Below are 20,051 nucleotides of genomic sequence, written 5' to 3'. Positions count from 1 at the left end.
GACGGGCGGCGGGAGGCACGGGCGGCTGGAGCACGGGCGGGGGGACGGGCGGGGGACGCGGGCTCAGGCGGTGGCGCGCGGCGGGACGGGGCTCAGGCGGGGGTGGCGGGGGCGGCGGCCCGGGTCGCGGCGAGCAGGGCGTCGAGCAGGCCGGGGAAGCGCGCGTCGAGGTCGGCCCGCCGCAGCGAGACGAAGCGGTTGCGGCCGGCGACCCGGGTGGAGGTGACGCCGGCCTCGCGCAGCACCCGCATGTGGTGCGACACGGTCGACTTGTGCAGGTGGTCGAGGCCCAGGTGGCGCGGGTCGCAGGAGTGCTCGGCGCCGTCGGCGTAGCTGGTCAGCAGGCGGATCCGGACCGGGTCGCCGAGCGCGTGCAGCACGGTGACCAGGTCGATCTCGGTGGTGGCGGGTTGGGGCAGCCGCTCGTCGTCGGTCATGGCCGGCGGCCTCCTCGGGGCTCTGGCGGCGCTGGTGCGACGCGAACGGGACAGTTTGACAATCATCCACCAATCCGTACTGTTTGGCCAGCATCAAACTGTTGCCCGCTCGTCCAACAATTAGGCCCGATGACGTCCGCCCCTGGGGGAACCACGTGCCCGTCCGCCTGCTCCTGCTCGCCCTCGGCACCTTCGCCGTCGGCACCGACACCATGGTCATGGCCGGAATCCTCGGCCCGATCGCCGAGGACCTCGGCGTCACGGTCACCGCCGCCGGCCAGCTGGTGACCGTCTTCGCCCTCGGCTACGCGCTGCTCGCCCCGCCGCTCGCCGCGCTCACCGCGCGCTGGCCGCGCCGCCGGCTGCTGCTCACCGCGCTCGCCGTGTTCGCCGCCGCCAACGCGCTCAGCGCGCTCGCCCCCTCCTACGGGACCCTGCTCGCCACCCGGGTCCTGGCCGCCGCGGGTGCCGCGCTCTACACCCCGACCGCCAACGCGGTGGCCACCACCCTGGTCGCCCCCGAGCGGCGCGGCCGGGCGCTGGCCACCGTGCTCGGCGGCATGACGGTCGCCACCGCGCTCGGTGTCCCGCTCGGCACCTGGATCGGGCGCACCGACTGGCGCCTCACGATGTGGCTGGTCACGGCCCTCGGCGCGGCCGCCCTGGCCGGGCTCGCCCTGCTGCTGCGCGACCTGCCGGCGCCCGCCGCCGCACCCGGCCTGCGGGACCGGCTGGCGCCGCTGCGCGACCGGCGGGTGCTCGGCGCCGCCTCGACCACGCTGCTCTTCTTCCTCGCCTTCCAGACCGTCTACATCTACCTGGCCACCGCGGTCGCCCCGGCCACCGGCGGACGGGCCGACCGGCTGAGCCTGGTGCTGCTGGTCTCGGGCCTCGCCTCGGTCGCGGGCAGCTGGCTGGGCGGGCGCCTGGTCGACCGGGTCGGCGTCCGCAGGGTGCTGCTCGTCGGCAGCACGGTGGCGGCGCTCGCGTTCGCCGCGCTGCCGTGGGCGGGGCGCTCGATGCCGGGCGCGCTCGCCTACGCCGTCGTCACCCCGCTGGCGGGCTGGGCGGTCTCGGTGGCCCTGCCGCACCGGCTCGCCTCGCTCGACCCGGGCAACGCGCAGCTGCTGATCTCGCTCAACAGCAGTGCCCTGTACCTGGGTACGGCCGCCGGCGGCGCGGTCGGCAGCGCGGCCGTGGCCCTGTTCGGCGGGCGCTGGTTCCCGTTCGCGGCGGCCGTGCTCGCGCTGGTCGCGGCGGCCACCACCTGGGCCGGTGTCGACGCCCCGCGCGCCGTCCGCCCGCCCGCGGCGTCCGTCGGCCCGCCCGCGGCGCTCGTCCGCCGTCGGGTCGCGTCACTCCGCGCGGATCGCCCGGAACAGTAACTCGGCCGTCTCCGACCAGCGTTCGACGACGTACGCCCGTTCGTGGAGGACGTCCGAGATGTGCTGGGTGCCGAAGAACGCGGCCACCAGCGACCGGGCCGCGGACCGGGGCCGCACCCCCGCCCGCAGCTCGCCCAGCGCCTCGGCGCGGGACAGCAGCCCGGCCAGCAGTTCGGTCCAGTCCACGTACGGTGTCGGCAACTCGGCGTCGATCTGCGGGCGTTCGACCTGCAGGCGGGTGCCGGCCTGGACGACGACGTCGTCCCGGAAGGCGAGCGCCGCGCCCGCCAGCAGGCGTTCCGCGGTCTCCAGCGGCCCGTGTCCCTCCGCCGTGACCCCGGCCAGAAGCAACGGCCAGCGGGCGTAGTGGTGTTCGACCACGGCGACGGCCAGCGCCTCCTTGGTCGGGTAGTGGAAGTAGACCGCGCCCTTGGTCATCCCCACCCGGTCGGCGACCTCCTGCACCGAGGTGTGCCGGAAGCCCCGGGCGGTGAACAGTTCGGCGGCCGCGGTGAGGACCAGCAGCCTGGTGCGGGCGGCCCGGTCCTGCTTGGGGTCGGGGCCCCGCCGGGTGGCGATCGGCCGGACCCGGAACGGGCCGGGCGGTTCGGCGCCGGGTGCGGCGCCGGTCTCGGGTCTGATCCCGGAATCGGGCTCGGGCATGTTCGGCTCCTCGGTGGTGGGGGCGGAGTTCACTGCGGTGGTCGGTGGCGGTGAGGCCCTCGACGCCAATCCTTCCGGAAGGTAGGTTCCTGAGCCGTGACACCTGTGGGGGCACCGCAATGTAGCGGTACCGCACGGGAGTTCGCGACCTCGGGGGAGGAAGCACCGACGGAATGTTCCCGGTCGGACCTGAACGGAACCGGGTGGCGACCGTGCCGCCCCGAGAACATTCCTCCGCCACGGAATGTTCTCCGACCCCGAGGAGGACCGCATGATGAAGCAGCAGCGGGCCCGGCTTACGCGGGAGAAGGTGCTCGACGCCGCGGCCGAGGAGTTCTCCGCCCAGGGCTACAGCCGGGCCACCCTCAACGCGGTGGCGCAGCGCACCGGCATGACCAAGGGTGCGCTGTACGGGCACTTCGACTCCAAGCGCGCCCTCGCGGGCGCCCTGATGTCGCAGTCCCGGCAGGTCTGGGAGGAGATGCGGCTGACCCGCGACGTCCCCGGCGTCGGGGCCGCCGCCGTCCTGGAGGGGCTCGTCCTGGACCTCGCGCAGCGGCTGAAGGAGGACGTCCGGCTGCGTGTGGCCCTCCGCCTGGCCACCGACGTCCCGGATCCTTCCGGTCCGGCGCCCGACATCTTCTCGGACGTGCAGTGCGGCCTGGTCAACCTCATCCGCCGCGCCCAGGGCGAGGGCACCATGGCACCCCGCCCGCCCGAGCTGGTGGCCCAACTCCTGCTCGCCGTCCTCCACGGCGCCCCGCACGTCGCCTTCGGCCGCCCGGACGCGACCCCCGACGACCCGGCCGCCCACACCGCCGCCTGGCGCATCCTCCTCGACTCCCTCACCGCCGCCCCGTGACCCCGCCGCCCCCGCCACCCGGACCGGACCGGGTGGCGGGGGCGGGCTCGGGGAGCGGAGCGGCGGTCAGCCGTTGGCGAGGGCCTGGACGCGGTCGAAGGCGCCGTTGAAGAGGTTCTGGTCGCCGGGGAAGGTGCCGGAGTCGGCGTGCTGCCAGATGGTCTGGTAGCTCCAGCCGGCCGGGAGGGTGCCGACGGCGGAGGCGTAGCGGGCGACCCAGAGGGGGTTGGTGGCGCCGAAGGAGGCGTTGTTGCCGGTGCAGCTGGTCCACCAGTTGGTGGTGGTGTAGATCGTGGGGTAGCGGCCGGTGCGGCTGTGGACGGTGTTGCTGAAGGCGCGGATCCAGCTCACCATGGCGCTCTGGCTGAGGCCGTAGCAGGTGGCGCCGTAGGGGTTGTACTCGATGTCGAGGGCCGGCGGGAGGGTCTTGCCGTCGCGGGACCAGCCGCCGCCGTGGTCGACGAACCAGTTGGCCTGGGCGGTGCCGGAGGAGCGGTCCGGCAGCGCGAAGTGGTAGGCGCCGCGGATCAGGCCGGCGTTGTAGGAGCCGTTGTACTGCTGGGTGAAGTACGGGTTGGTGTAGGTGGTGCCCTCGGTGGCCTTGACGTAGGCGAAGCGGGCGCCGTTGGCACGTACCGAGGACCAGTTGACGTTGCCCTGGTAGCTGGCGACGTCGAGCCCGGGCGTCTGGGTGACGGCGAGGGCGGCGAGCGGGGCGGTGCCGTCGCGGCCCTCGTGGGCGGCCACGGTGGAGCCGGCGAAGTCGAGGTCGGGGTGGATCGGCGGCAGGTGGCCGCCGGCCGCGTGCGCGGGGGCGGCGATGCCGACGGCCAGGGCGACGGCGGTGGCGACGGCGGCGAACGAGGCGAGCAGGCGCCGCCGGGGCTGCCGGAGGCCGGTGGTGCCGGAGGGGCCGGCGGAGGGGCTGCCGGAGTTGCTGGCGGAGCTGGCGGAGCGGGAAGTGCTGGGCATGACACTCCTCTGGTCCGGTGCTGACGACCCGTGGGGTGGTGCGGACGGCCGGGACGGCCGGTGACGGCGCCCGGAGGCAGCAGGGTAGCCATGTACGTGCCAGCCCGCCAGGTATCGGTGGCCCCATTCCGACCGAGGGTCACAGCCGAGTGGTTCCGACCACCCGGACGACTCTGTGCCCGCAGGACCGGTGTTCACCAGGGGCGGGGCCGCCGGGCCCCTGGCGGCGGGCGGTGCGGGGGCGCGCGGGTCCGCACTCCCGCGCCGCCCGGGCTTCGCGCGCAGGTCGGGCGTTGGTCGTCCACTCTTCGTGCGCCCCGTACGTCCCCTTCGGCCCCCGGACATGCCGAACGCCCGGACATGCCGAACGCCCGACCGGGAAGACCCGGCCGGGCGTCGGTCCCGCGCGATACCGGACCCCGGGACGTGTCACCGGGGCCCAGGAGCGCTGCGGGATCAGCCGATCAGGTGCGAGACACCGCCGTCACCGGAGGACTGGGTGTTGTGGCCGACGTTGCAGATCTGCTTCGGGGTCTTGTTCAGGACCGGGACCTCGATCGGGACAGCCACGCCGATGACGGCGCCGACCGCGACGTTGTGGATCTCCGGGAGGCAGATGTTCGGGTTGTCAAGGGTGTGGAAGTTGGCGCTGTGGTCGCCGTGGGTGCCGGTCTGGTTGGTGCCGCCGTTGCCCTGGGACGAGACGGCGGCGCCGTCCGAGTCGGCGATGGCGAAGGCCGACCCGGCGGACATCGCGATGGCAGCGGCGGCCAGGCCGGCGGCGGCGGCAAAGGTGTTCTTGAACATTTCCGCATTCCTCTCAAGATGAATTCGAAGCACTGGCCGACCCGTTGGCGGTCGAACAGGCGCCGGCTGAAGGTGGTGCACGCCCTGAACCGGTTGCAATCACTGCTGTCCGGATCAAAGAACGACGGTCCGGAAAGTTACGACCTCCGGCAGAACCGGCCGCCACCGACACCCGCACGGCTGATCCGCCCCCGGCAGGCTGACGTCCGCACGACCGATCGGCGCTGGTCCCGGCACCGCTCCTCGGGGATCGGAAGGTGTCCGTCGGGGGCCGGTGTACGAAGGTGCCATTCCGCGCCACCAGTTCGCGGGATTCGTTCAGCCGCAGGCAGGGCAGGTATACAGCCTCAGCCTCTCGATCCACCGGTTCGAAGGAATGGAATTGAAGAGTTTCGCGGCGGGGCACGGAGAAGAACTGCTCGGTCCGTACGGGGATCGGCGGGCTGCCGCGCTGATCCTCGGAAAGGTCGACAAGAGGTTGCCCGTGGGATCACGGCGAACGTCGTGGGGGCCGGGTCGAGGCGGGCACGTACGGACGGTGACCGGCCCGGCGCAGCCGGGCGATGCAGGAGGAGGCCCGCTCCCGTGGAGCGGGCCTCCTCCTGTCATTCGGACGGTCGGTGCGCGCGTCAGTGCGCCGGGCGGCCGACCGAGCGGGCCAGCCACGTTCCGGCGAGCTCGAGCCAGTGGGTGGCCCGCCGTTGTGCGTCGTCGCTGTCGCCGGACAGGGACAGCAGGGTGAGCGCCCGTCCGTCGGTGGAGTCGCCCGCGACGATGCGGACCGGTACGGCGGCGCGGTGTGCCCGGTCCGTCACCTCGCCGACGGCCTTGCCGAGGAGGCTGGTGGCGTCGAAGCGGCCCTCGCCGGTGACCACGAGGTCGGCCCCGGCCAGGGCGGCGTCCAGGCCGAGCAGGTCGGCGACGGCTGCCGCGCCCGGGGTGATCCGGGCGTCCCAGGCGGCGGCGAGGCCGTAGGCGGTGCCGCCCGCCGCTCCGGCGCCGGGGTGGTGCGGGTCGCCGCCCAGCAGTTCGGCGTAGCGGCGCAGTCCGTGTTCCAGCAGGGCGATCTCGGACGGGCCGGCGCCCTTCTGCGGGCCGTAGACGGCGGCCGCGCCGTCGGGGCCGAAGAGCGGGTTGGTGACGTCGGTGAGCAGCCGGACGCCTCCGGGCGGGCCGGGGCGCAGCCGGCGGGTGTCGATGTGCCCGGCGGTGGCGAGGGCGCCGCCGCCGTCGGGGAGCGGGGCCCCCGAGTGGTCGAGGACGCGCAGGTCGAGGGCGGAGAGCAGTCCGGCGCCGCCGTCGGTGGAGGCGGAGCCGCCGAGGGCGACGGTCAGCGCGGTGGCGCCCGCGTCCAGGGCGGCGGCGATCGCCTCGCCGGTGCCGCGGCTGGTGGCGGCGAGCGGTGCGAGGCGGCCTTCGAGCAGGGGGAGCCCGCTGGCGGTGGCGAGTTCGACCAGCGCGGTGCCGTCGGGGAGCAGCAGGTAGCGGCCCGGGACGCGGCGGCCGTCGGGACCGGTGCAGCCGGGGACCTCGTGGACGGTCGCGCCCGGGTGGGCGGTGGCCACCGCGTCGAGGGTGCCCTCGCCGCCGTCGGCCATCGGCAGCAGGAGGAGCTCGTCGTGGGGACGGACGGAGTGCCAGCCGTCGGCGAGGGCCCGGGCGGCTTCGGCGGCGGTGGCGGTGCCCTTGAAGGAGTCGGGGGCGAGGACGATCCTCATGCCGGGGCCACGTGGGCGAGGTGGCGTTCGGCGAGGGTGCGCAGGGTCTGCTCGCCGGGGGTGTCCCAGATCCGCTGGTTGAAGATCTCGACCTCGATCCAGCCGGTCCAACCGGCGGCGGTGACCTGGTCGGTGAGGGTGCGGAAGTCGATGTGGCCGTCGCCGACGTGGCCGCGTCCGAGCAGGGCGTCGGCGGGGAGCGGCAGGGTCCAGTCGCAGACCTGGTAGGAGGCGATGCGGCCCTCCCGGCCGGCGCGGGCGATCTGCTCGGGGAGCTGCGGGTCCCACCAGACGTGGTAGCTGTCGACGACCACGCCGACCTGGGCGGCGGGGTGGGGTGCGGCGAGGTCGAGGGCCTGGCCGAGGGTGGAGATGACGGCGCGGTCGGCGCAGAACATCGGGTGCAGCGGCTCCAGGGCCAGCCGGACGCGGAAGCCCCCGGCGTGCGGGGCGAGTTCGGCGATCATGTCGGCGACGGCGCGGCGGGCGCCGACCAGGTCGCGGCTGCCGTCGGGGAGGCCGCCGACGACCATGACCAGGGTGTCGGTGCCGAGTTCGGCGGCCTCCTCGATGGCGCGGAGGTTGTCGGCGAGCGCGGCCCGCCGCTCGTCCGGTCCGGCGGCGGTGAGGAAGCCGCCCCGGCACAGGCTGCTGACGGCCAGTCCGGCGTCCCGGCAGAGCTTGGCGGAGCGGGCGAGGCCGGTCTCGGCGACCTTGTCCCGCCAGAGGCCGATGGCGGGGATCCCGGCGTCCACGCAGCCCTGGACGGCTTCGGGGAGGCTCCAGTTCTTGGTGGTGATCTGGTTGAGCGACAGGCGGGAGAGTCCGGTCACGGTGCCGGGCTCCTTTCGAGGAGGGGAGGGTGAGGCCGGTGGCCGCCCTGGGGGAAGGACGGGCACCGAAGGACGCGGGGCCCGAGACGGGACGGCCACCGAGGGAGGGGACGGCCACCGAGGGAGGGGACGGCCACCGAGGGAGGGGACGGCCACCGAGGGAGGGACGGCCACCGAGGGACGCGGCCCCGCTCAGCCGAGCGGCGCCGCCACGGCGAGGAAGCGCCGCATCCGGTCGGCCGCGAGTTCGGGGTCCGGCAGGATCCCGGCGGCGTCGGCGAGCCGGAACAGCTCGACCAGGTGGGGGACGGAACGGCCGCTCTGCGCGCCGCCGACCATGGTGAAGTGGCCCTGGTGCCCGGCCAGCCAGGCGAGCAGGACGATCCCGGTCTTGTAGTGGTAGGTCGGGGCGGCGAACAGGTGCCGGGCCAGCGGCAGGGTCGGCGCGAACAGCGCGTCGTAGCGGTCGAGGTCCCCGGCGTCCAGGGCGCGCAGCGCGGCGGCGGCGACCGGGGCGATCGGGTCGAAGACGCCCAGCAGCGCGTCGCTGTGGCCGTGCTCGTCGCCGCGGATCAGCTCCGGGTAGTGGAAGTCGTCGCCGGTGTAGAGGCGGACCCCGGCGGGCAGGGCGCGGCGCAGCGCCACCTCGCGGTCGGCGTCCAGCAGCGACACCTTGATGCCGTCGATGCGGTCGGCGTGCTCCCCGATGAGTTCCAGGACGGTGGCGGTGGCGGCGTCGAGATCGGTGGATCCCCAGTAGCCGCTCAGGGCCGGGTCGAACATCTCGCCCAGCCAGTGCAGGATCACCGGCTGCTCGGCCTGCCCGATGATCCCGCCGTAGACGCGCAGGTAGTCCTCGGGTCCGCGGGCGGCGGCGGCCAGGGCGCGGCTGGCCATCAGGATCGGCCGGGCGCCGGCGGACTCGACGACGTCGAGCTGCTCCTCGTAGGCGGCGGTGACGGTCTGGAGGGTGTGGGTGCCGGGGGCGAGCTGGTCGGTGCCGGCGCCGCAGGCGAGGAGTCCGCCGGTGGCGCGGGCCTCGGCGCCGGAGCGGGTGATCAGTTCGCGGGTGGCGGGCCAGTCGAGGCCCATGCCGCGCTGGGCGGTGTCCATGGCGTCGGCGACGCCGAGGCCGAGGGACCACAGGTGGCGGCGGAAGGCGAGGGTGGTGTCCCAGTCGACGGCCGCGGGTGCGCCGGGGGCGTTGTCGCCGAGCGGGTCGGCGACGACATGGGCGGCGGCGTACACGACGCGGCCGGTCGGCGCCCCGGTGGCGGGCGGGAGTCGGAGCGGCTCGGACAGACGGTGGCGGCCGTGGCCGGGCAGGTCGATCTCGGTCATGGTGTCAGCAATCGGGTCGGGGTGCGGGCGGGGGCGGGAGGAGCCAGGGAGGGGGCAGGGAGGGGGCAGGCCGGGTCGGGGCGGGGGGAGCAGCGGCCCGGGGGTCAGAGCGAGAGGTCGGGCACGTCCAGGCGGCGGCCCTCGCGGGCGGAGCGCAGGCCGAGTTCGGCGAGCTGGACGCCCTTGGCGCCCTCCAGGAGGTCCCACCGGTACTCGGAGCCGGTCACCACGTGCCGCAGGAACAGCTCCCACTGCACCTTGAAGCCGTTGTCGAACTCGGCGTTGTCCGGCACCCGCTGCCACTGGTCGCGGAAGGACTCGGTGACGGCCAGGTCGGGGTTCCAGACCGGCTTGGGGGTGGCGGCCCGGTGCTGGAAGCGGCACTCGCGCAGTCCGGCGACGGCGCTGCCCTCGGTGCCGTCGATCTGGAACTCGACCAGTTCGTCGCGGTCGACGCGGACCGCCCAGGAGGAGTTGATCTGGGCGGTGATGCCGCCCTCCAGCTCGAAGATGCCGTACGCGGCGTCGTCGGCGGTGGCCTCGTACGGGCGGCCCTGCTCGTCGACGCGGGTGGGGATGTGGGTGGTGGTGTGGGTGTAGACGGAGCGGACGGGGGCGACGATGCCGTCCAGCACGTAGCGCCAGTGCGGGAACATGTCGAGGACCATGCCGCCGCCGTCCTCGGCGCGGTAGTTCCAGGACGGCCGCTGGGCCTCCTGCCAGTCGCCCTCGAAGACCCAGTAGCCGAACTCGCCCCGCACGGACAGGATCCGGCCGAAGAAGCCGCTGTCGACCAGGCGCTTGAGCTTGAGCAGGCCGGGGAGGAACAGCTTGTCCTGGACGGCGCCGTTGCGGACCCCGGCGTCGCGGGCCAGGCGGGCCAGCTCCAGCGCGGCGTCCAGGGACTCGGCGGTGGGCTTCTCGGTGTAGATGTGCTTGCCGGCGGCGACGGCCCGGCGGATGGACTGCTCGCGGACCTGGGTGAGCTGGGCGTCGAAGTAGATCTCGGCCAGCGGGTGGGCGAGGGCCTCGTCCAGGTCGGTGGTCCAGTGGGTCAGGCCGTGCCGGTCGGCGATCTCCTTGAGCTTGTGGGCGCTGCGGCCGACCAGGATCGGTTCCGGCCACAGCACCTCGCCGTCGCCGAGCGGCAGGCCGCCCTGCTCGCGGATGGCGAGGATCGAGCGGACGAGGTGCTGGCGGTAGCCCATTCGACCGGTGACACCGTTCATGACGATGCCGATCACCTTGCGGGACATGGTGGACCTTCCTTCCGGGAGAGGTGTGCGGGAGGTGCGCTCGGATTCTTGGTAAGCGCTTTCCGCCGGGTACGTTACGAGTATGCCGAACCCGAGGTCAACCACCCGTGCCACCCGTTCCACCGGCGCCGTGACGCTGCAACGCGTCGCGGAGCACGCCGGGGTGTCGATCGCCACGGCCTCGCGGGTGCTCCACGGGGGCACCCGGACCGTGGGGGAGGAGCTGCGCCGCAAGGTCGAGGACGCGGCGCGGGACCTCGGCTACGTCTCCAACGCGCCCGCGCAGGCGCTGGCCCGGTCCTCGACCTCGGTGGTGGGCCTGGTCGTCCACGACATCGCCGACCCGTACTTCGGGGCGATCGCCGCCGGGGCGATGCGGGCAGCCAAGCGGCACCGGCTGATGGTCATGATCGCCGCCACCTTCGGCGATCCGGAGCTGGAGATCGAGTACGTCCGGAGCCTGCGCGCCCAGCGGGCGCGGGCGGTGCTGCTGGCCGGCAGCGGCGTCGCCGACCCGGACCTCACGGCGCGCCTGGCCGCCGAACTGGACGCCTTCCGGGCCGACGGCGGCCGGGTCTCCTGCATCGGCGAGCGGGACGTCGAGCCCTACGTCCCGCTCGACCACACCGGCGGGGCCGAACGCGCGGCCACCGAGCTCTGGCAGCTCGGACACCGTCGGATCGGCGTGGTCGCCGGGCCGGAGGGCCTGGTGACGGTGCGGCGGCGGCTCGCCGGGATCAGGGCGGCGTGGTCCCGGCTGGGCGGTGAACTCCCGGACCGCAGGGTGGTGTTCGCGGACTTCACCCGCGCGGGCGGCCGGGAGGCGGCGCTCGGGCTGTTCGCGGCCGAGCCGGGCGTCACGGCGGTGCTGGCCCTGAACGACGTGATGGCGGCGGGTGTGCTGGCAGCGGTCCAGGACGACCTGGGGCGGAGCGTGCCGGGGGAGGTCTCGGTCGTCGGCTTCGACGACGTGCCGTTCGCGGTGGACCTGCGGCCGTCGCTGACCACCGTCCGGCTGCCGCTGGAGGAGGCGGGGGAGCGGGCCGTCCAGCTGATCGCGGACGGCGCCTTGCCGGCCCGGCAGGCTCCGCTGGGCGTGGCCCTGGTGGTGCGCGGCAGCACGGGGCCGGTGGCGGGTTGAGGGGGCGGACCGGCGGGGGTTGGATAGCGCTTACCGCGCCCCGCGCCGACGTCCCGGTGACCGTGCCGAGCCCGGTTCCAGCAGGGCCACCGGGGGCGGGCGCCCGCCCCCGGTGCCGCCCGGCCGCCGCGTCGCGGGTCAGCCGGTGGTCGCCCACTCCTCGCGCAGCTGCCCGAACACCTCGTGGAACTCGGGGAAGGTCTTCCGCACGCAGCCCGGGTCGTCGAAGGTGATGCCGGGGGTGCGCAGGCCGGTGACGGAGAAGGACATCACCATCCGGTGGTCGCCGTGGGAGGCCAGGGCGGCGCCGCGCGGGGTGCCCGGGCGGATCTCGATCCAGTCGTGGCCGGTGGCGACGTCGATGCCGAGCCGGCGGAGGTTCTCCGCGCAGGCGTCCAGGCGGTCGCACTCCTTGACCCTGGTGTTGGCGACGTTCTCGATCCGCACCGGTGCGTCCGCGAACGGGGCGACGGCGGCGAGCGTCGGCATGGTGTCGGAGATGTCGCGCATGTCGACGGTCAGACCGGAGAGCCGGCCTCCGGCGGGGCCCTCGACGGTGGTCCGGTCGCTGCCGACCTCGACCCGCGCGCCCATCCGGGCCAGCACGTCGACGAACCCCAGGTCGCCCTGGAGCGCGCCCTTGCCGAGCCCGGGGACGGTCAGCCGGCGACCGGTGAGCGCGGCGGCGGCGAAGAAGTAGCTCGCCGTCGAGGCGTCCGGCTCGACCGGGTACTCGGCGGCCCGGTAGCCGCCGGGCGCGACCTCGTAGACCCGGCCGGTGCGGGTCACGGTGGCGCCGAAGGACCGCATCATGGCGACGGTGATCTCCACGTACGGGGCGGAGACCAGGTCGGTGACGGTGATCCGCAGGCCCTGCTCGGTGAGCGGGCCGAGCAGCAGCAGCGCGGTGAGGTACTGCGAGGAGAGGCCCGCGTCGAGGGTGATCGCGCCGCCGCGGACGCCGTCGGCGGTGATCCGCAGCGGGTGGTGGCCCTCGGCCTCCTCGTGCCGGAGGTCGACCCCGAGGGCGCGCAGTGCCTCGGTCAGCGGGCCGAGCGGGCGGCGGCGCATCTGGGCGGAGGCGTCGAAGCGGAAGTCGCCGCGGCCGGCGGCGGCGAGCACGGGCAGGAAGCGGGCGGTGGTGGCGCCGTCGCGGCAGTAGACCTCGGCGTCGTGGGCGGGGCCCTGCGGGCGGCCCTCGATCGTCCACCGGTCGGGTGCGGCGGTGAGCGCGTAACCGAGCGCCCGCAGCCCCTCGGTGAAGCCCTCGGTGTCGTCGGAGCGCAGCGGCCGGAGCAGGGTGGTGGTGCCCTCGGCGGCGGCGGCCAGGAACAGCGCGCGTGCGGTGACGGACTTGGAGCCGGGGATCTCGACGGTCGTCATGGGGCCTCCGGGGTGGGTGGTCCGGGCGTGCCGGGCTGGGTTCGTGGTCCTACCGCCATCCTGCCGGAGGCGTCGCCGCGCGGGGGAGGGTGTCCGGGTACTGGAACGGCGGTCGGACGACCGCTCGGCCGGTGGCTCGGACGACCGTTCGGCCGGGACGGTCGAAGGGCTGCGGCCGGGGTGGGCGGGGGTGGGTCGTACGCGCAGGTGGGGCACGGGGGCGGCTGTGGCACGATGCGAGGGATCGGCCGAACGGCCGCCGCCTCCCCGCCCGGGCCAGCACGGTCCGGGCCAGCCAGAGACGAGGACCCCGTGTCCGAGAGCAGCACCGGCGCGGCCCCCGAGGCCGCCCGCACCGACCGGCTGGCCTTCCGCGCCGCGACCTCCGCCGATGTACCCGCCCTGCTGCACCTGGTCGAGTCCGCCTACCGGGGCGACACCAGCCGGGCCGGCTGGACCACCGAGGCCGACCTGCTGGCCGGGCAGCGCACCGACGCCGAGGGTGTGACCGCGGCCGTGAGCCACGCGGGCGGGGTGGTGCTGCTGGCGGAGCTGGACGGCGAGCTGCTCGCCTGCTGCCAGCTGGAACGCCGGGGTGCGCGCGCCTACTTCGGCATGTTCTCGGTGCGCCCCGGCCGTCAGGGCGGCGGCCTCGGGCGGGCCGTGCTCGCGCGGGCCGAGCGGTACGCGGCCGAGGAGTGGGGGGTGGCGGAGATGGAGATGACGGTGATCGAGCAGCGCTCGGAGCTGATCGCCTGGTACGAGCGCCGGGGCTTCCACCGCACCGGCGACTACTCGCCGTTCCCCTACGGCGACGAGCGCTTCGGCATCCCGCTCCGCCCCGACCTGCGGTTCGAGAAGCTGACCAAGGAGATTACCGTCGGGTAGTGGTGACACAGCGTCAGGTGGTGTACGAATCTGACATTGCGTCAACTCCCTGACCTGGGACGATGCCCGACGGTCACGCCCGATGATCGATTGGTCCAGACCAACGTGAGAGGCTGACCGGCGAAAGGCCACGTTCCGTCCCAGCTCAGGGGGGCCATTCCGCATGCCCGTACACCATGGCAACGCCGTGACCGCGCCCGACCGGGAACCGCAGCACCCGGGGCGCCGAATACCCGACGGCGGGCCCGACAGCCGTTCCGACAGCCGGCTCGCCGACCGTCCCGGGGTGTCCCCCGGTACACGTCCCGACCCGCGCGCCGAGGACGACCTGTCCCGCCTGCCCAGCCCGCCCGACGACGAGGAGCTCTACTGGTACTTCGGCCCGCAGCGCCGCTGGGTGCTGCTCTGCGCCACCCTCTCCTACGCCGGAGCCACCGCGACACTCGGCCTGTTCGCGCTCAGCCGACCGCTGCTCTGGCCGTTCCTCGCCCTCACCGTGCTCAACGCCGCGACCTGGCTGCTCTCCGTCGTCGACGGACAGCGCTCCCGCCGCTTCACCCGCGACTCGCACGACCTGCTGGTCCGGGCCTGGCGCCCGGTCCGGCACCCGGGCGTCGACCTCCTGCTGCCCACCGCCGGTGAACCGCTCACCGTCCTGGACAACGCCTACCGGCACACCGCCGCCGTCCGCTGGCCCGGCGAGCTGACCGTCCTGGTCCTCGACGACGCCGCCCGGCCCGAGGTGCGCGAACTCGCGGAGTCCTACGGCTTCGAGTACCGAAGCCGCCCCGACCGGGGCCGCTTCAAGAAGGCCGGGAACCTCAACCACGGCCTGGTCGAGGGCACCGGCGACATCATCGCCGTCCTCGACGCGGACTTCTGCCCGCGCCCGGACTTCCTGCACCACCTGGTGCCGTACCTCGACGACCCGGACATCGGCATCGTGCAGAGCCCGCAGTGCTTCGACACCGACCCCGGGATGTCCTGGCTCGAACGCGCGGCCGGTGCCACCCAGGAGATCTTCTACCGCTGGATCCAGCCCTCCCGGGACGCCCAGGACGGCACCGTCTGCTGCGGCACCAACGCGCTCTACCGGCGCGCCGCCCTCGAACGCGTCGGCGGCTTCGCCGAGATCGACCACAGCGAGGACCTCTACACCGGCCTCTCGCTCGCCCGCGCCGGGTGGACCACCCGGTACGTGCCCGCGCTGCTCGCCAAGGGCATGTCGCCCACCGGCCTGCCCGCCTTCATCAGCCAGCAGTACCGCTGGTGCCTGGGCTCGCTGGCCCTGGTCGGGGACCCCGACTTCCGGCGCGGCCCGCTGCCCCGCTCGGCCCGGCTCTGCTTCTGGAACGGCATCCTCGGCTACCTCACCAGCGCGGTGAACGTCTTCGCCGTGCCGCTGCCGGCCCTGATCATGCTGTTCTTCCGCCCCGAGGAGATCGCCCCCTGGCAGGTGCTGCCGTTCCTGCCGCCGATCTGGGTCGCGCTCGTCCTGCTGCCCGCGATGTCCCGCACCCACTGGCGCTTCGAGGTCACCCGGGTCCAACTCCTGGGCGGGCTCTGCCATGTGGTGGCCATCGCCCACGCGCTGCGCCGCCGCAGTGCCGACTGGGTGCCCACCGGCGCCGTCTCCGGCGGCACCGCGCTGGCCCGCAGCGTCGCCCGGATCGGCGTCGGCTGGCTCGGCCTCGTGGTCGTCGCGGGCGCGGTCGGACTCGTCCGCGCCGTCAACTCCTACGGCTGGCAGCCCTTCTGGGCGCTCGCTGGACTGCTCGCGCTCACCACCTACACGGTCGTTCCGCTGATCGGCGCGCTCTGGCCGCTGGTCCGCGGTGGCAACGGCGCCACCGTCGCGGACCTCGCCCGGCCGTCCGACCGTCCGGGGAACCGGCGGTCCGACCTCCGCTTCGGGCCCGCCGAGGCCGTCGCCGTCACCGCGGTGCTGCTGCTCTGCGGCCTGCTGGCGTCCGGCTGGGCCGACCCGCTGGTGTTCTGACGCTCCGTCAGTATTGCTTCCTCCCCTCGTAGTTCTGTTCCTCCCTCCCTTGCGCGTCGCCCCACCGGCGCGGACTGCCGGCCGGCCGCCCCATCGGCCCGCCGGCCCCCGACCACCGCTGCCAGCCCCTGCAAGGAGCTTCGCCGTGCCCACGGCCGTACCACCAGGCGCCGAGCCGTCGCGCGCCCTCGTCCCGACCGACGTCCTCTCCTCCTCGTCCACTGCGGAGCCTGTCGCCGTAGAGCCTGTAGCCGCTCGTGTCGACGCGGCCGGACCCGCCACCGCCGACCCACGGCCGAGGGCCGCCTTCCGCCCCGACATCGAGGGCCTGCGCGGCGTCGCCGTGCTCTCCGTGCTCGCCTTCCACGCGGCCGTCCCCGGCCTCACCGGCGGCTACGTCGGCGTCGACGTCTTCTTCGTCGTCTCCGGCTTCCTGATCACCGGACTCCTCCTCGCCCGCCCCCTCGGCCTGTGGGACTTCGCCGCCCGCCGCGCCCGCCGCATCCTGCCCGCCGCCGCCGTGGTCCTGGTCGCCACCGCCCTGGCCGGCGGCGCCCTGCTCGACCCGCTGCGCGGCACCGACCTCGCCCGGGACCTCATCGCCGCCGCCGGACAGTTCTCCAACTGGCGCTTCGTCGGCCAGCAGACCGACTACCTCGCCGCCGAACACGACCCCAGCCCGCTCCAGCACTTCTGGTCGCTGGGGGTGGAGAACCAGTTCTACCTGCTCTGGGGCGTCCTGCTGCTCGGCCTCGCCCGGCTGTTCGCCGGACACCGCCGACGCACCGTCGCCGCCGCCACCCTGACCACCCTCGCCGTCGGCGGCGTCTCGCTGCTGCTCTGCATCCGGTGGACGGCCGGCTCCGCGCCGCTCGGCTACTTCTCCACCGCCAGCCGCCTCTGGGAGTTCGCCGTCGGCGGCTGCGTCGCCCTCGCCGCGCCGGCGCTGACCACCCGGCTCGCCCGGGGCGGCCCCGGCGCCCGCCTCGGCGGCGGGCTGCTGCGCGTCCTCGGCTGGGCGGGCGCCGCCGCGCTGCTCACCGCCGTCCTCCGGTACGACCGCGACACGCCGTTCCCCGGCGCGGCCGCCCTGCTGCCCGTCCTCGGCACCGCCGCCGTCCTGCTCGCCGGCCCCGCGCACCGCGCGCTGACCGCCGGCGACGCCGGCCGACTGCTGGCCACCCGCCCGCTGCGCGCCGCCGGTCGGCTCTCCTACGCCTGGTACCTGTGGCACTGGCCGGTACTGACCATCGCCCAGGCCCGCTGGGGCGCCCTGCCCTGGACCACGCTGGTCGCCCTCACGGCCGCCGCCGCCGTCCCGGCCTGGCTCACCCTGCGGCTGGTCGAGACGCCGCTGCGGTACGGCAGCAGCCCGGCCCCGCGCCGGGGCCTCGCCGTCGGCGCCAGCGCCCTGGTCATCCCGCTGATCGCCGGCCTCACCCTGGGCGGCGGCACCGTCCGCGCGCTCGGCGACCCCGACCGCGCGACCGTCGCCCCGGCCGGTGCGGTGGACGGCCCCGGCCTGCTCGCCCCCGGCGCCCGGGTGCTCTCGCTGACCCCCTCGCTCGCCCGGGCCCGCGAGGACTTCCCGCCCGGCAAGGGCTGCGAGATCCCGCTCGGCGCGGAGACCAGCCCGCGCTGCCTGTTCGGCACCGAGTCCAGCCCCGACCGGATCGTGCTCATCGGCGACTCGCACGCCGGTCAGTGGATCTCCGCCGCCCTGGCGATGGCCGAGCAGCGGCAGTGGGCGCTGGAGGTGCTGGTCAAGCCGGGCTGCCCGCTGGCCACCCTGACGGTGCGCAACAACGTGCTCGGCCGCACCTTCGAGGAGTGCGACCGCTGGCGGGAGAACACCTTCACCCGGCTCACCTCCGGCCCCAAGCCCCGGCTGGTGCTGATGGCGGGCCTCAACCGGTACGGCGCCCAGGACGAGCGCACCGAGGGCTGGACCCGCACCCTCGACCGCCTCACCGCCCTCGGCGCGCCGCTCGCCTACCTGGGCGACACCCCGATGCCCGGCAAGGACATCCCGACCTGCCTGGCCGGCTCCGACGGCCGCTCGGACTCCTGCTTCTTCCCGCGCGGGACGGCCTTCGAGCGCGACCCGCTGCTCGACGGCGGCCTCGCCGAGCGCTACCGGGTCCGGGCGCTGGACGTCGGCCCGCTGCTCTGCCCCGGCACCGGGCCGGACTGCCCGGCCGTCCTGGAGGGCGTGATCCTCTACCGCGACACCGGTCACATCACCGACACCCTGGCCAGGGTCCTCGCCCCGCGCCTGGACCACGCGCTGTTGGGCTCCGACGCGGTCTCCTGACGCCGCTTTCCGACACCGTCCACCGACATATGGCCGCCCGCCCACCGTCCCCGGTGGGCGGGCGGCCCTCGTCGTTCTGCCGTCCCGATGCCGTCCCGGTGCCGGTGCCGGTGCCGGTCCCGGTCCGGGCTCAGCCGTAGATGCCCCGGCAGATGCGGGCCTGCTCGGAACCGGCGGGCCAGCGGCCGAAGTGCTCGGCCTGGTCGCAGATCGTGCCGCCGCCCGCCCCGGGCACCGACGCGGCGGGCGGCGCAGCGGTGGGGGCGTGCGCGGGGGCGGAGGCCGTGGGATTCGCGGCGGTTGCCGGGGTGGGCGCCGGCGCGGCCGGACCGCCGGGGGCGTGCGTCGCCCGGGTGGGCGCCGGTCGCGGTGAACGGCTCGGTTTCGGCCGGGGGCTTCCCGCGAGCTCGCCGCCTTCGGCGCCGGGCACGGCCCCGGTCGGGGCTCCGCCCGCGAGGGCCGGGTTCGCCTCCGGCCCGCCGGGGGCCGGTGCGGGCCGAGGGCCCTCGTTGCTCGTCGGCGACGGCAGCGGGGAGGGCGCCGGGACCGGCAGCAGACCGGTGGTCGGCGAGACGGCCGGGGACGGCGCGAGCGGCGGCGTCGTCGAGGCGCCGGGGAAGGCCACGACCCCGGACGACTCCTCGCCCGACCCGGGCCCGCACATCGCCAGCACCGCCGCCATGCCGGCGACGATCCCGACGGCGCTCACCGCCCACGTCCGGCGGCGGCGGCGCCGGTCCGCCTCGGCGGCCTCCGCCATCGCCTCCCAGGGCGGTGTCGGGACGGGCCCCGGGGGCGGGACCGGCACCGGCGGAGGCTGCCAGGCCGGGGTCGGCCACTGCCACTGCGCGGCGCCCGCGCCTGCCGCGGCGCCCGCGCCTGCCGCGGCGCCCGCGCCTGCCGCAGCGCCCGCCGCCGGGGCGGCTCCTGGCGCCGCTCCCGCCGCCGCGACCGGACCGGTCCTCGGTCCGCCGCCCGCCGGGGTACTGCCGTCTGCCGCCTGTCCGCCCATGTCCTCGTCCTCCTGCCGTCGTCCACCGCCGCCCGTCCGCGCGTGGCCTGCCGGGAGGGCCGGGTGTGCCGGGTGGGCCGGACGGGTCGCTCCGCGCGGCGGCCGTCGCAGGCCCCTGCGCGCGCTGCTCAACGAGCCTGCCGACGGCGGGACATGACCCGGACGGGGGTTGCACCGGCCGGCCCGGGCGGATCCGGACCGCCGCCGTACGCTGCCTGCCGCAGCCCGGGTGCGCCGCCGGGAGGTCCGCCACATGCTGGGGGCATGGAAACCGAGAGCACGTCCACTGCGGCGGACACCGCGACGAAATTTCTGGTCGAGGTCGCCGAGTTCCGCACCGACAGCCGCTACCGGCTGGTCCGGTTCGAGGGCCACGGCTGGGAGCCGCTCGCCCCGGAGGAGTTCGAACCGAGGGTGCACCAACTCTTCCCCGACCTCGACCCGCGCGATCCGGACCGTGTCCACTGGGTCGACCGCCCCTGGGAATGGCCCGCCTGGCACCCGGGTGAAGCCTGACCGCAGGGGTGAGGCGCGTCAGGTGTGATGTTGACGCGGCCCCTTGACGCACCGGTGCGGCCTCACGCCTCGCACCGCACGAGTGAGCAGCCCGGACGGACAATTCGGTGGCCCGGTACGCACCGTGAGTGCGACGATCGCCGGATGGGTGCACTGGACGCGGTGGCGGCGAGGGTGGCCGGTGGGGCAGGCGTGGAGTTCCGCCGAGCGGTTCGTCGATGGTCCCGCTGATCCGCAGCCGGCAGTCGGTGCGCGTGCTCCCGGCCGATCCGTCGAAGCTGGAGGTCGGTGACATCGTGCTGGCCAGGGTCGCAGGCACCGTCTATCTGCATCTGGTGTCGGCCCTGGACCACGCCAGGAGGCGGGTACAGATCAGCAACAACCGGGGTCGGGTCAACGGCTGGACCGGACACGACCGGGTTTTCGGCATCTGCGTCGCGATCGACGGGGTCCCCCGGCCCGGAGCGGCGGGGAAGTCCAGGTCCGCCGACCCGGACGGCGCCCGCTGAGCGGTCGCGGTCGCG

Annotated in this window: 18 protein-coding genes; 8 read left to right on the top strand and 10 right to left on the bottom strand. The window is 75.1% G+C overall.

Features of this window, described 5'->3' with window-relative positions; genetic code table 11:
- Positions 1-92: 92 nt before the first annotated feature.
- A complete protein-coding gene (locus OG715_RS05095) occupies positions 93-437 on the bottom strand; it encodes an ArsR/SmtB family transcription factor (RefSeq protein WP_266276986.1) in 345 nt (114 codons plus the stop codon).
- A gap of 155 nt (positions 438-592) precedes the next feature.
- On the opposite strand from OG715_RS05095, the gene OG715_RS05090 reads away from it, so the two are divergent.
- Positions 593-1,822 carry an MFS transporter gene (locus tag OG715_RS05090; RefSeq protein ID WP_266276988.1) on the top strand — a complete coding sequence of 410 codons (1,230 nt, stop codon included), beginning with the start codon at positions 593-595 and terminating at the stop codon, positions 1,820-1,822.
- Here OG715_RS05090 and OG715_RS05085 read toward each other — a convergent pair.
- Positions 1,793-2,485, bottom strand: coding sequence for a ScbR family autoregulator-binding transcription factor (locus OG715_RS05085; RefSeq protein WP_266276990.1), 693 nt, complete (start codon positions 2,483-2,485; stop codon positions 1,793-1,795). The genes OG715_RS05090 and OG715_RS05085 overlap by 30 nt on opposite strands.
- Before the next feature lie 271 nt (positions 2,486-2,756).
- Here OG715_RS05085 and OG715_RS05080 point away from each other — a divergent pair, with 271 nt between their 5' ends.
- Positions 2,757-3,347, top strand: a complete 591-nt coding sequence (locus OG715_RS05080; RefSeq protein ID WP_266276992.1) for a TetR/AcrR family transcriptional regulator — start codon at positions 2,757-2,759, stop codon at positions 3,345-3,347.
- A gap of 66 nt (positions 3,348-3,413) precedes the next feature.
- Here OG715_RS05080 and OG715_RS05075 read toward each other — a convergent pair whose 3' ends face one another.
- The 6 genes from OG715_RS05075 to OG715_RS05050 all read right to left on the bottom strand — a co-directional run bounded on the left by OG715_RS05075 (position 3,414) and on the right by OG715_RS05050 (position 10,274).
- Entirely contained in the window at positions 3,414-4,319 is a 906-nt protein-coding gene (locus OG715_RS05075; RefSeq protein ID WP_266276994.1) for a lysozyme, read from the bottom strand.
- A 456-nt stretch (positions 4,320-4,775) separates the two neighbouring features.
- Entirely contained in the window at positions 4,776-5,126 is a 351-nt protein-coding gene (locus OG715_RS05070; RefSeq protein ID WP_266276996.1) for a rodlet layer protein, read from the bottom strand.
- Between the two features lie 629 nt (positions 5,127-5,755).
- Positions 5,756-6,844 carry a glycerate kinase gene (locus OG715_RS05065; protein ID WP_266276998.1) on the bottom strand — a complete coding sequence of 363 codons (1,089 nt, stop codon included), beginning with the start codon at positions 6,842-6,844 and terminating at the stop codon, positions 5,756-5,758.
- Positions 6,841-7,677, bottom strand: coding sequence for a sugar phosphate isomerase/epimerase family protein (locus tag OG715_RS05060; RefSeq protein WP_266277000.1), 837 nt, complete (start codon positions 7,675-7,677; stop codon positions 6,841-6,843). Before OG715_RS05060 ends, OG715_RS05065 begins: the two co-directional genes overlap by 4 nt.
- A 192-nt stretch (positions 7,678-7,869) precedes the next feature.
- Entirely contained in the window at positions 7,870-9,018 is a 1,149-nt protein-coding gene (locus tag OG715_RS05055; protein WP_266277002.1) for a dihydrodipicolinate synthase family protein, read from the bottom strand.
- 104 nt (positions 9,019-9,122) lie between these two features.
- Complete coding sequence (locus OG715_RS05050; protein WP_266277004.1) at positions 9,123-10,274, bottom strand: Gfo/Idh/MocA family protein; 1,152 nt, start codon at positions 10,272-10,274, stop codon at positions 9,123-9,125.
- Between the two features lie 130 nt (positions 10,275-10,404).
- Here OG715_RS05050 and OG715_RS05045 point away from each other — a divergent pair, with 130 nt between their 5' ends.
- Positions 10,405-11,415 (top strand): LacI family DNA-binding transcriptional regulator, encoded by a 1,011-nt coding sequence (locus tag OG715_RS05045; RefSeq protein ID WP_266277006.1) that lies wholly within the window; start codon positions 10,405-10,407, stop codon positions 11,413-11,415.
- 138 nt (positions 11,416-11,553) lie between these two features.
- On the opposite strand, the gene aroA is transcribed toward OG715_RS05045, so the two are convergent.
- Positions 11,554-12,798 (bottom strand): 3-phosphoshikimate 1-carboxyvinyltransferase, encoded by a 1,245-nt coding sequence (aroA, locus tag OG715_RS05040; RefSeq protein ID WP_266277008.1) that lies wholly within the window; start codon positions 12,796-12,798, stop codon positions 11,554-11,556.
- Positions 12,799-13,110: 312 nt separating this feature from the next.
- On the opposite strand from aroA, the gene OG715_RS05035 reads away from it, so the two are divergent.
- The 3 genes from OG715_RS05035 to OG715_RS05025 all read left to right on the top strand — a co-directional run bounded on the left by OG715_RS05035 (position 13,111) and on the right by OG715_RS05025 (position 17,999).
- A complete protein-coding gene (locus OG715_RS05035; RefSeq protein WP_266277010.1) occupies positions 13,111-13,686 on the top strand; it encodes a GNAT family N-acetyltransferase in 576 nt (191 codons plus the stop codon).
- 163 nt (positions 13,687-13,849) lie between these two features.
- The gene (locus tag OG715_RS05030; protein WP_266277011.1) at positions 13,850-15,685 is read left to right on the top strand and encodes a glycosyltransferase family 2 protein; all 1,836 of its coding nucleotides are present in this window, start codon (positions 13,850-13,852) and stop codon (positions 15,683-15,685) included.
- A 145-nt stretch (positions 15,686-15,830) separates the two neighbouring features.
- On the top strand, positions 15,831-17,999 hold the full coding sequence (locus tag OG715_RS05025; protein ID WP_266277012.1) for an acyltransferase family protein: 2,169 nt from the start codon (positions 15,831-15,833) through the stop codon (positions 17,997-17,999).
- A 130-nt stretch (positions 18,000-18,129) separates the two neighbouring features.
- On the opposite strand, the gene OG715_RS05020 is transcribed toward OG715_RS05025, so the two are convergent.
- A complete protein-coding gene (locus OG715_RS05020; protein ID WP_327064117.1) occupies positions 18,130-19,011 on the bottom strand; it encodes a hypothetical protein in 882 nt (293 codons plus the stop codon).
- A gap of 264 nt (positions 19,012-19,275) precedes the next feature.
- On the opposite strand from OG715_RS05020, the gene OG715_RS05015 reads away from it, so the two are divergent.
- Both OG715_RS05015 and OG715_RS05010 read left to right on the top strand, forming a co-directional pair.
- The gene (locus OG715_RS05015) at positions 19,276-19,527 is read left to right on the top strand and encodes a hypothetical protein (protein WP_266277014.1); all 252 of its coding nucleotides are present in this window, start codon (positions 19,276-19,278) and stop codon (positions 19,525-19,527) included.
- 218 nt (positions 19,528-19,745) lie between these two features.
- Positions 19,746-20,036 carry a S26 family signal peptidase gene (locus OG715_RS05010; protein ID WP_266277015.1) on the top strand — a complete coding sequence of 97 codons (291 nt, stop codon included), beginning with the start codon at positions 19,746-19,748 and terminating at the stop codon, positions 20,034-20,036.
- Positions 20,037-20,051: the final 15 nt, after the last annotated feature.

Source organism: Kitasatospora purpeofusca (assembly GCF_036010405.1).
GTDB classification, from domain to species: domain Bacteria; phylum Actinomycetota; class Actinomycetes; order Streptomycetales; family Streptomycetaceae; genus Kitasatospora; species Kitasatospora purpeofusca.
Note: the sequence above shows the minus strand (reverse complement) of the source record. Positions and strands in the feature narration are given on the sequence as shown.

What these genes read in the sequence shown, in the direction of transcription:
- OG715_RS05085 (WP_266276990.1), bottom strand. Translation starts at nt 2,485, where the DNA reads ATGCCCGAGCCCGATTCCGGGATCAGACCCGAGACCGGCGCCGCACCC.
- OG715_RS05010 (WP_266277015.1), top strand. Translation starts at nt 19,746, where the DNA reads ATGGTCCCGCTGATCCGCAGCCGGCAGTCGGTGCGCGTGCTCCCGGCC.
- OG715_RS05075 (WP_266276994.1), bottom strand. Translation starts at nt 4,319, where the DNA reads ATGCCCAGCACTTCCCGCTCCGCCAGCTCCGCCAGCAACTCCGGCAGC.
- OG715_RS05030 (WP_266277011.1), top strand. Translation starts at nt 13,850, where the DNA reads ATGCCCGTACACCATGGCAACGCCGTGACCGCGCCCGACCGGGAACCG.
- OG715_RS05050 (WP_266277004.1), bottom strand. Translation starts at nt 10,274, where the DNA reads ATGTCCCGCAAGGTGATCGGCATCGTCATGAACGGTGTCACCGGTCGA.
- OG715_RS05055 (WP_266277002.1), bottom strand. Translation starts at nt 9,018, where the DNA reads ATGACCGAGATCGACCTGCCCGGCCACGGCCGCCACCGTCTGTCCGAG.
- OG715_RS05015 (WP_266277014.1), top strand. Translation starts at nt 19,276, where the DNA reads ATGGAAACCGAGAGCACGTCCACTGCGGCGGACACCGCGACGAAATTT.
- OG715_RS05080 (WP_266276992.1), top strand. Translation starts at nt 2,757, where the DNA reads ATGATGAAGCAGCAGCGGGCCCGGCTTACGCGGGAGAAGGTGCTCGAC.
- aroA (WP_266277008.1), bottom strand. Translation starts at nt 12,798, where the DNA reads ATGACGACCGTCGAGATCCCCGGCTCCAAGTCCGTCACCGCACGCGCG.
- OG715_RS05065 (WP_266276998.1), bottom strand. Translation starts at nt 6,844, where the DNA reads ATGAGGATCGTCCTCGCCCCCGACTCCTTCAAGGGCACCGCCACCGCC.
- OG715_RS05095 (WP_266276986.1), bottom strand. Translation starts at nt 437, where the DNA reads ATGACCGACGACGAGCGGCTGCCCCAACCCGCCACCACCGAGATCGAC.
- OG715_RS05020 (WP_327064117.1), bottom strand. Translation starts at nt 19,011, where the DNA reads ATGGGCGGACAGGCGGCAGACGGCAGTACCCCGGCGGGCGGCGGACCG.
- OG715_RS05070 (WP_266276996.1), bottom strand. Translation starts at nt 5,126, where the DNA reads ATGTTCAAGAACACCTTTGCCGCCGCCGCCGGCCTGGCCGCCGCTGCC.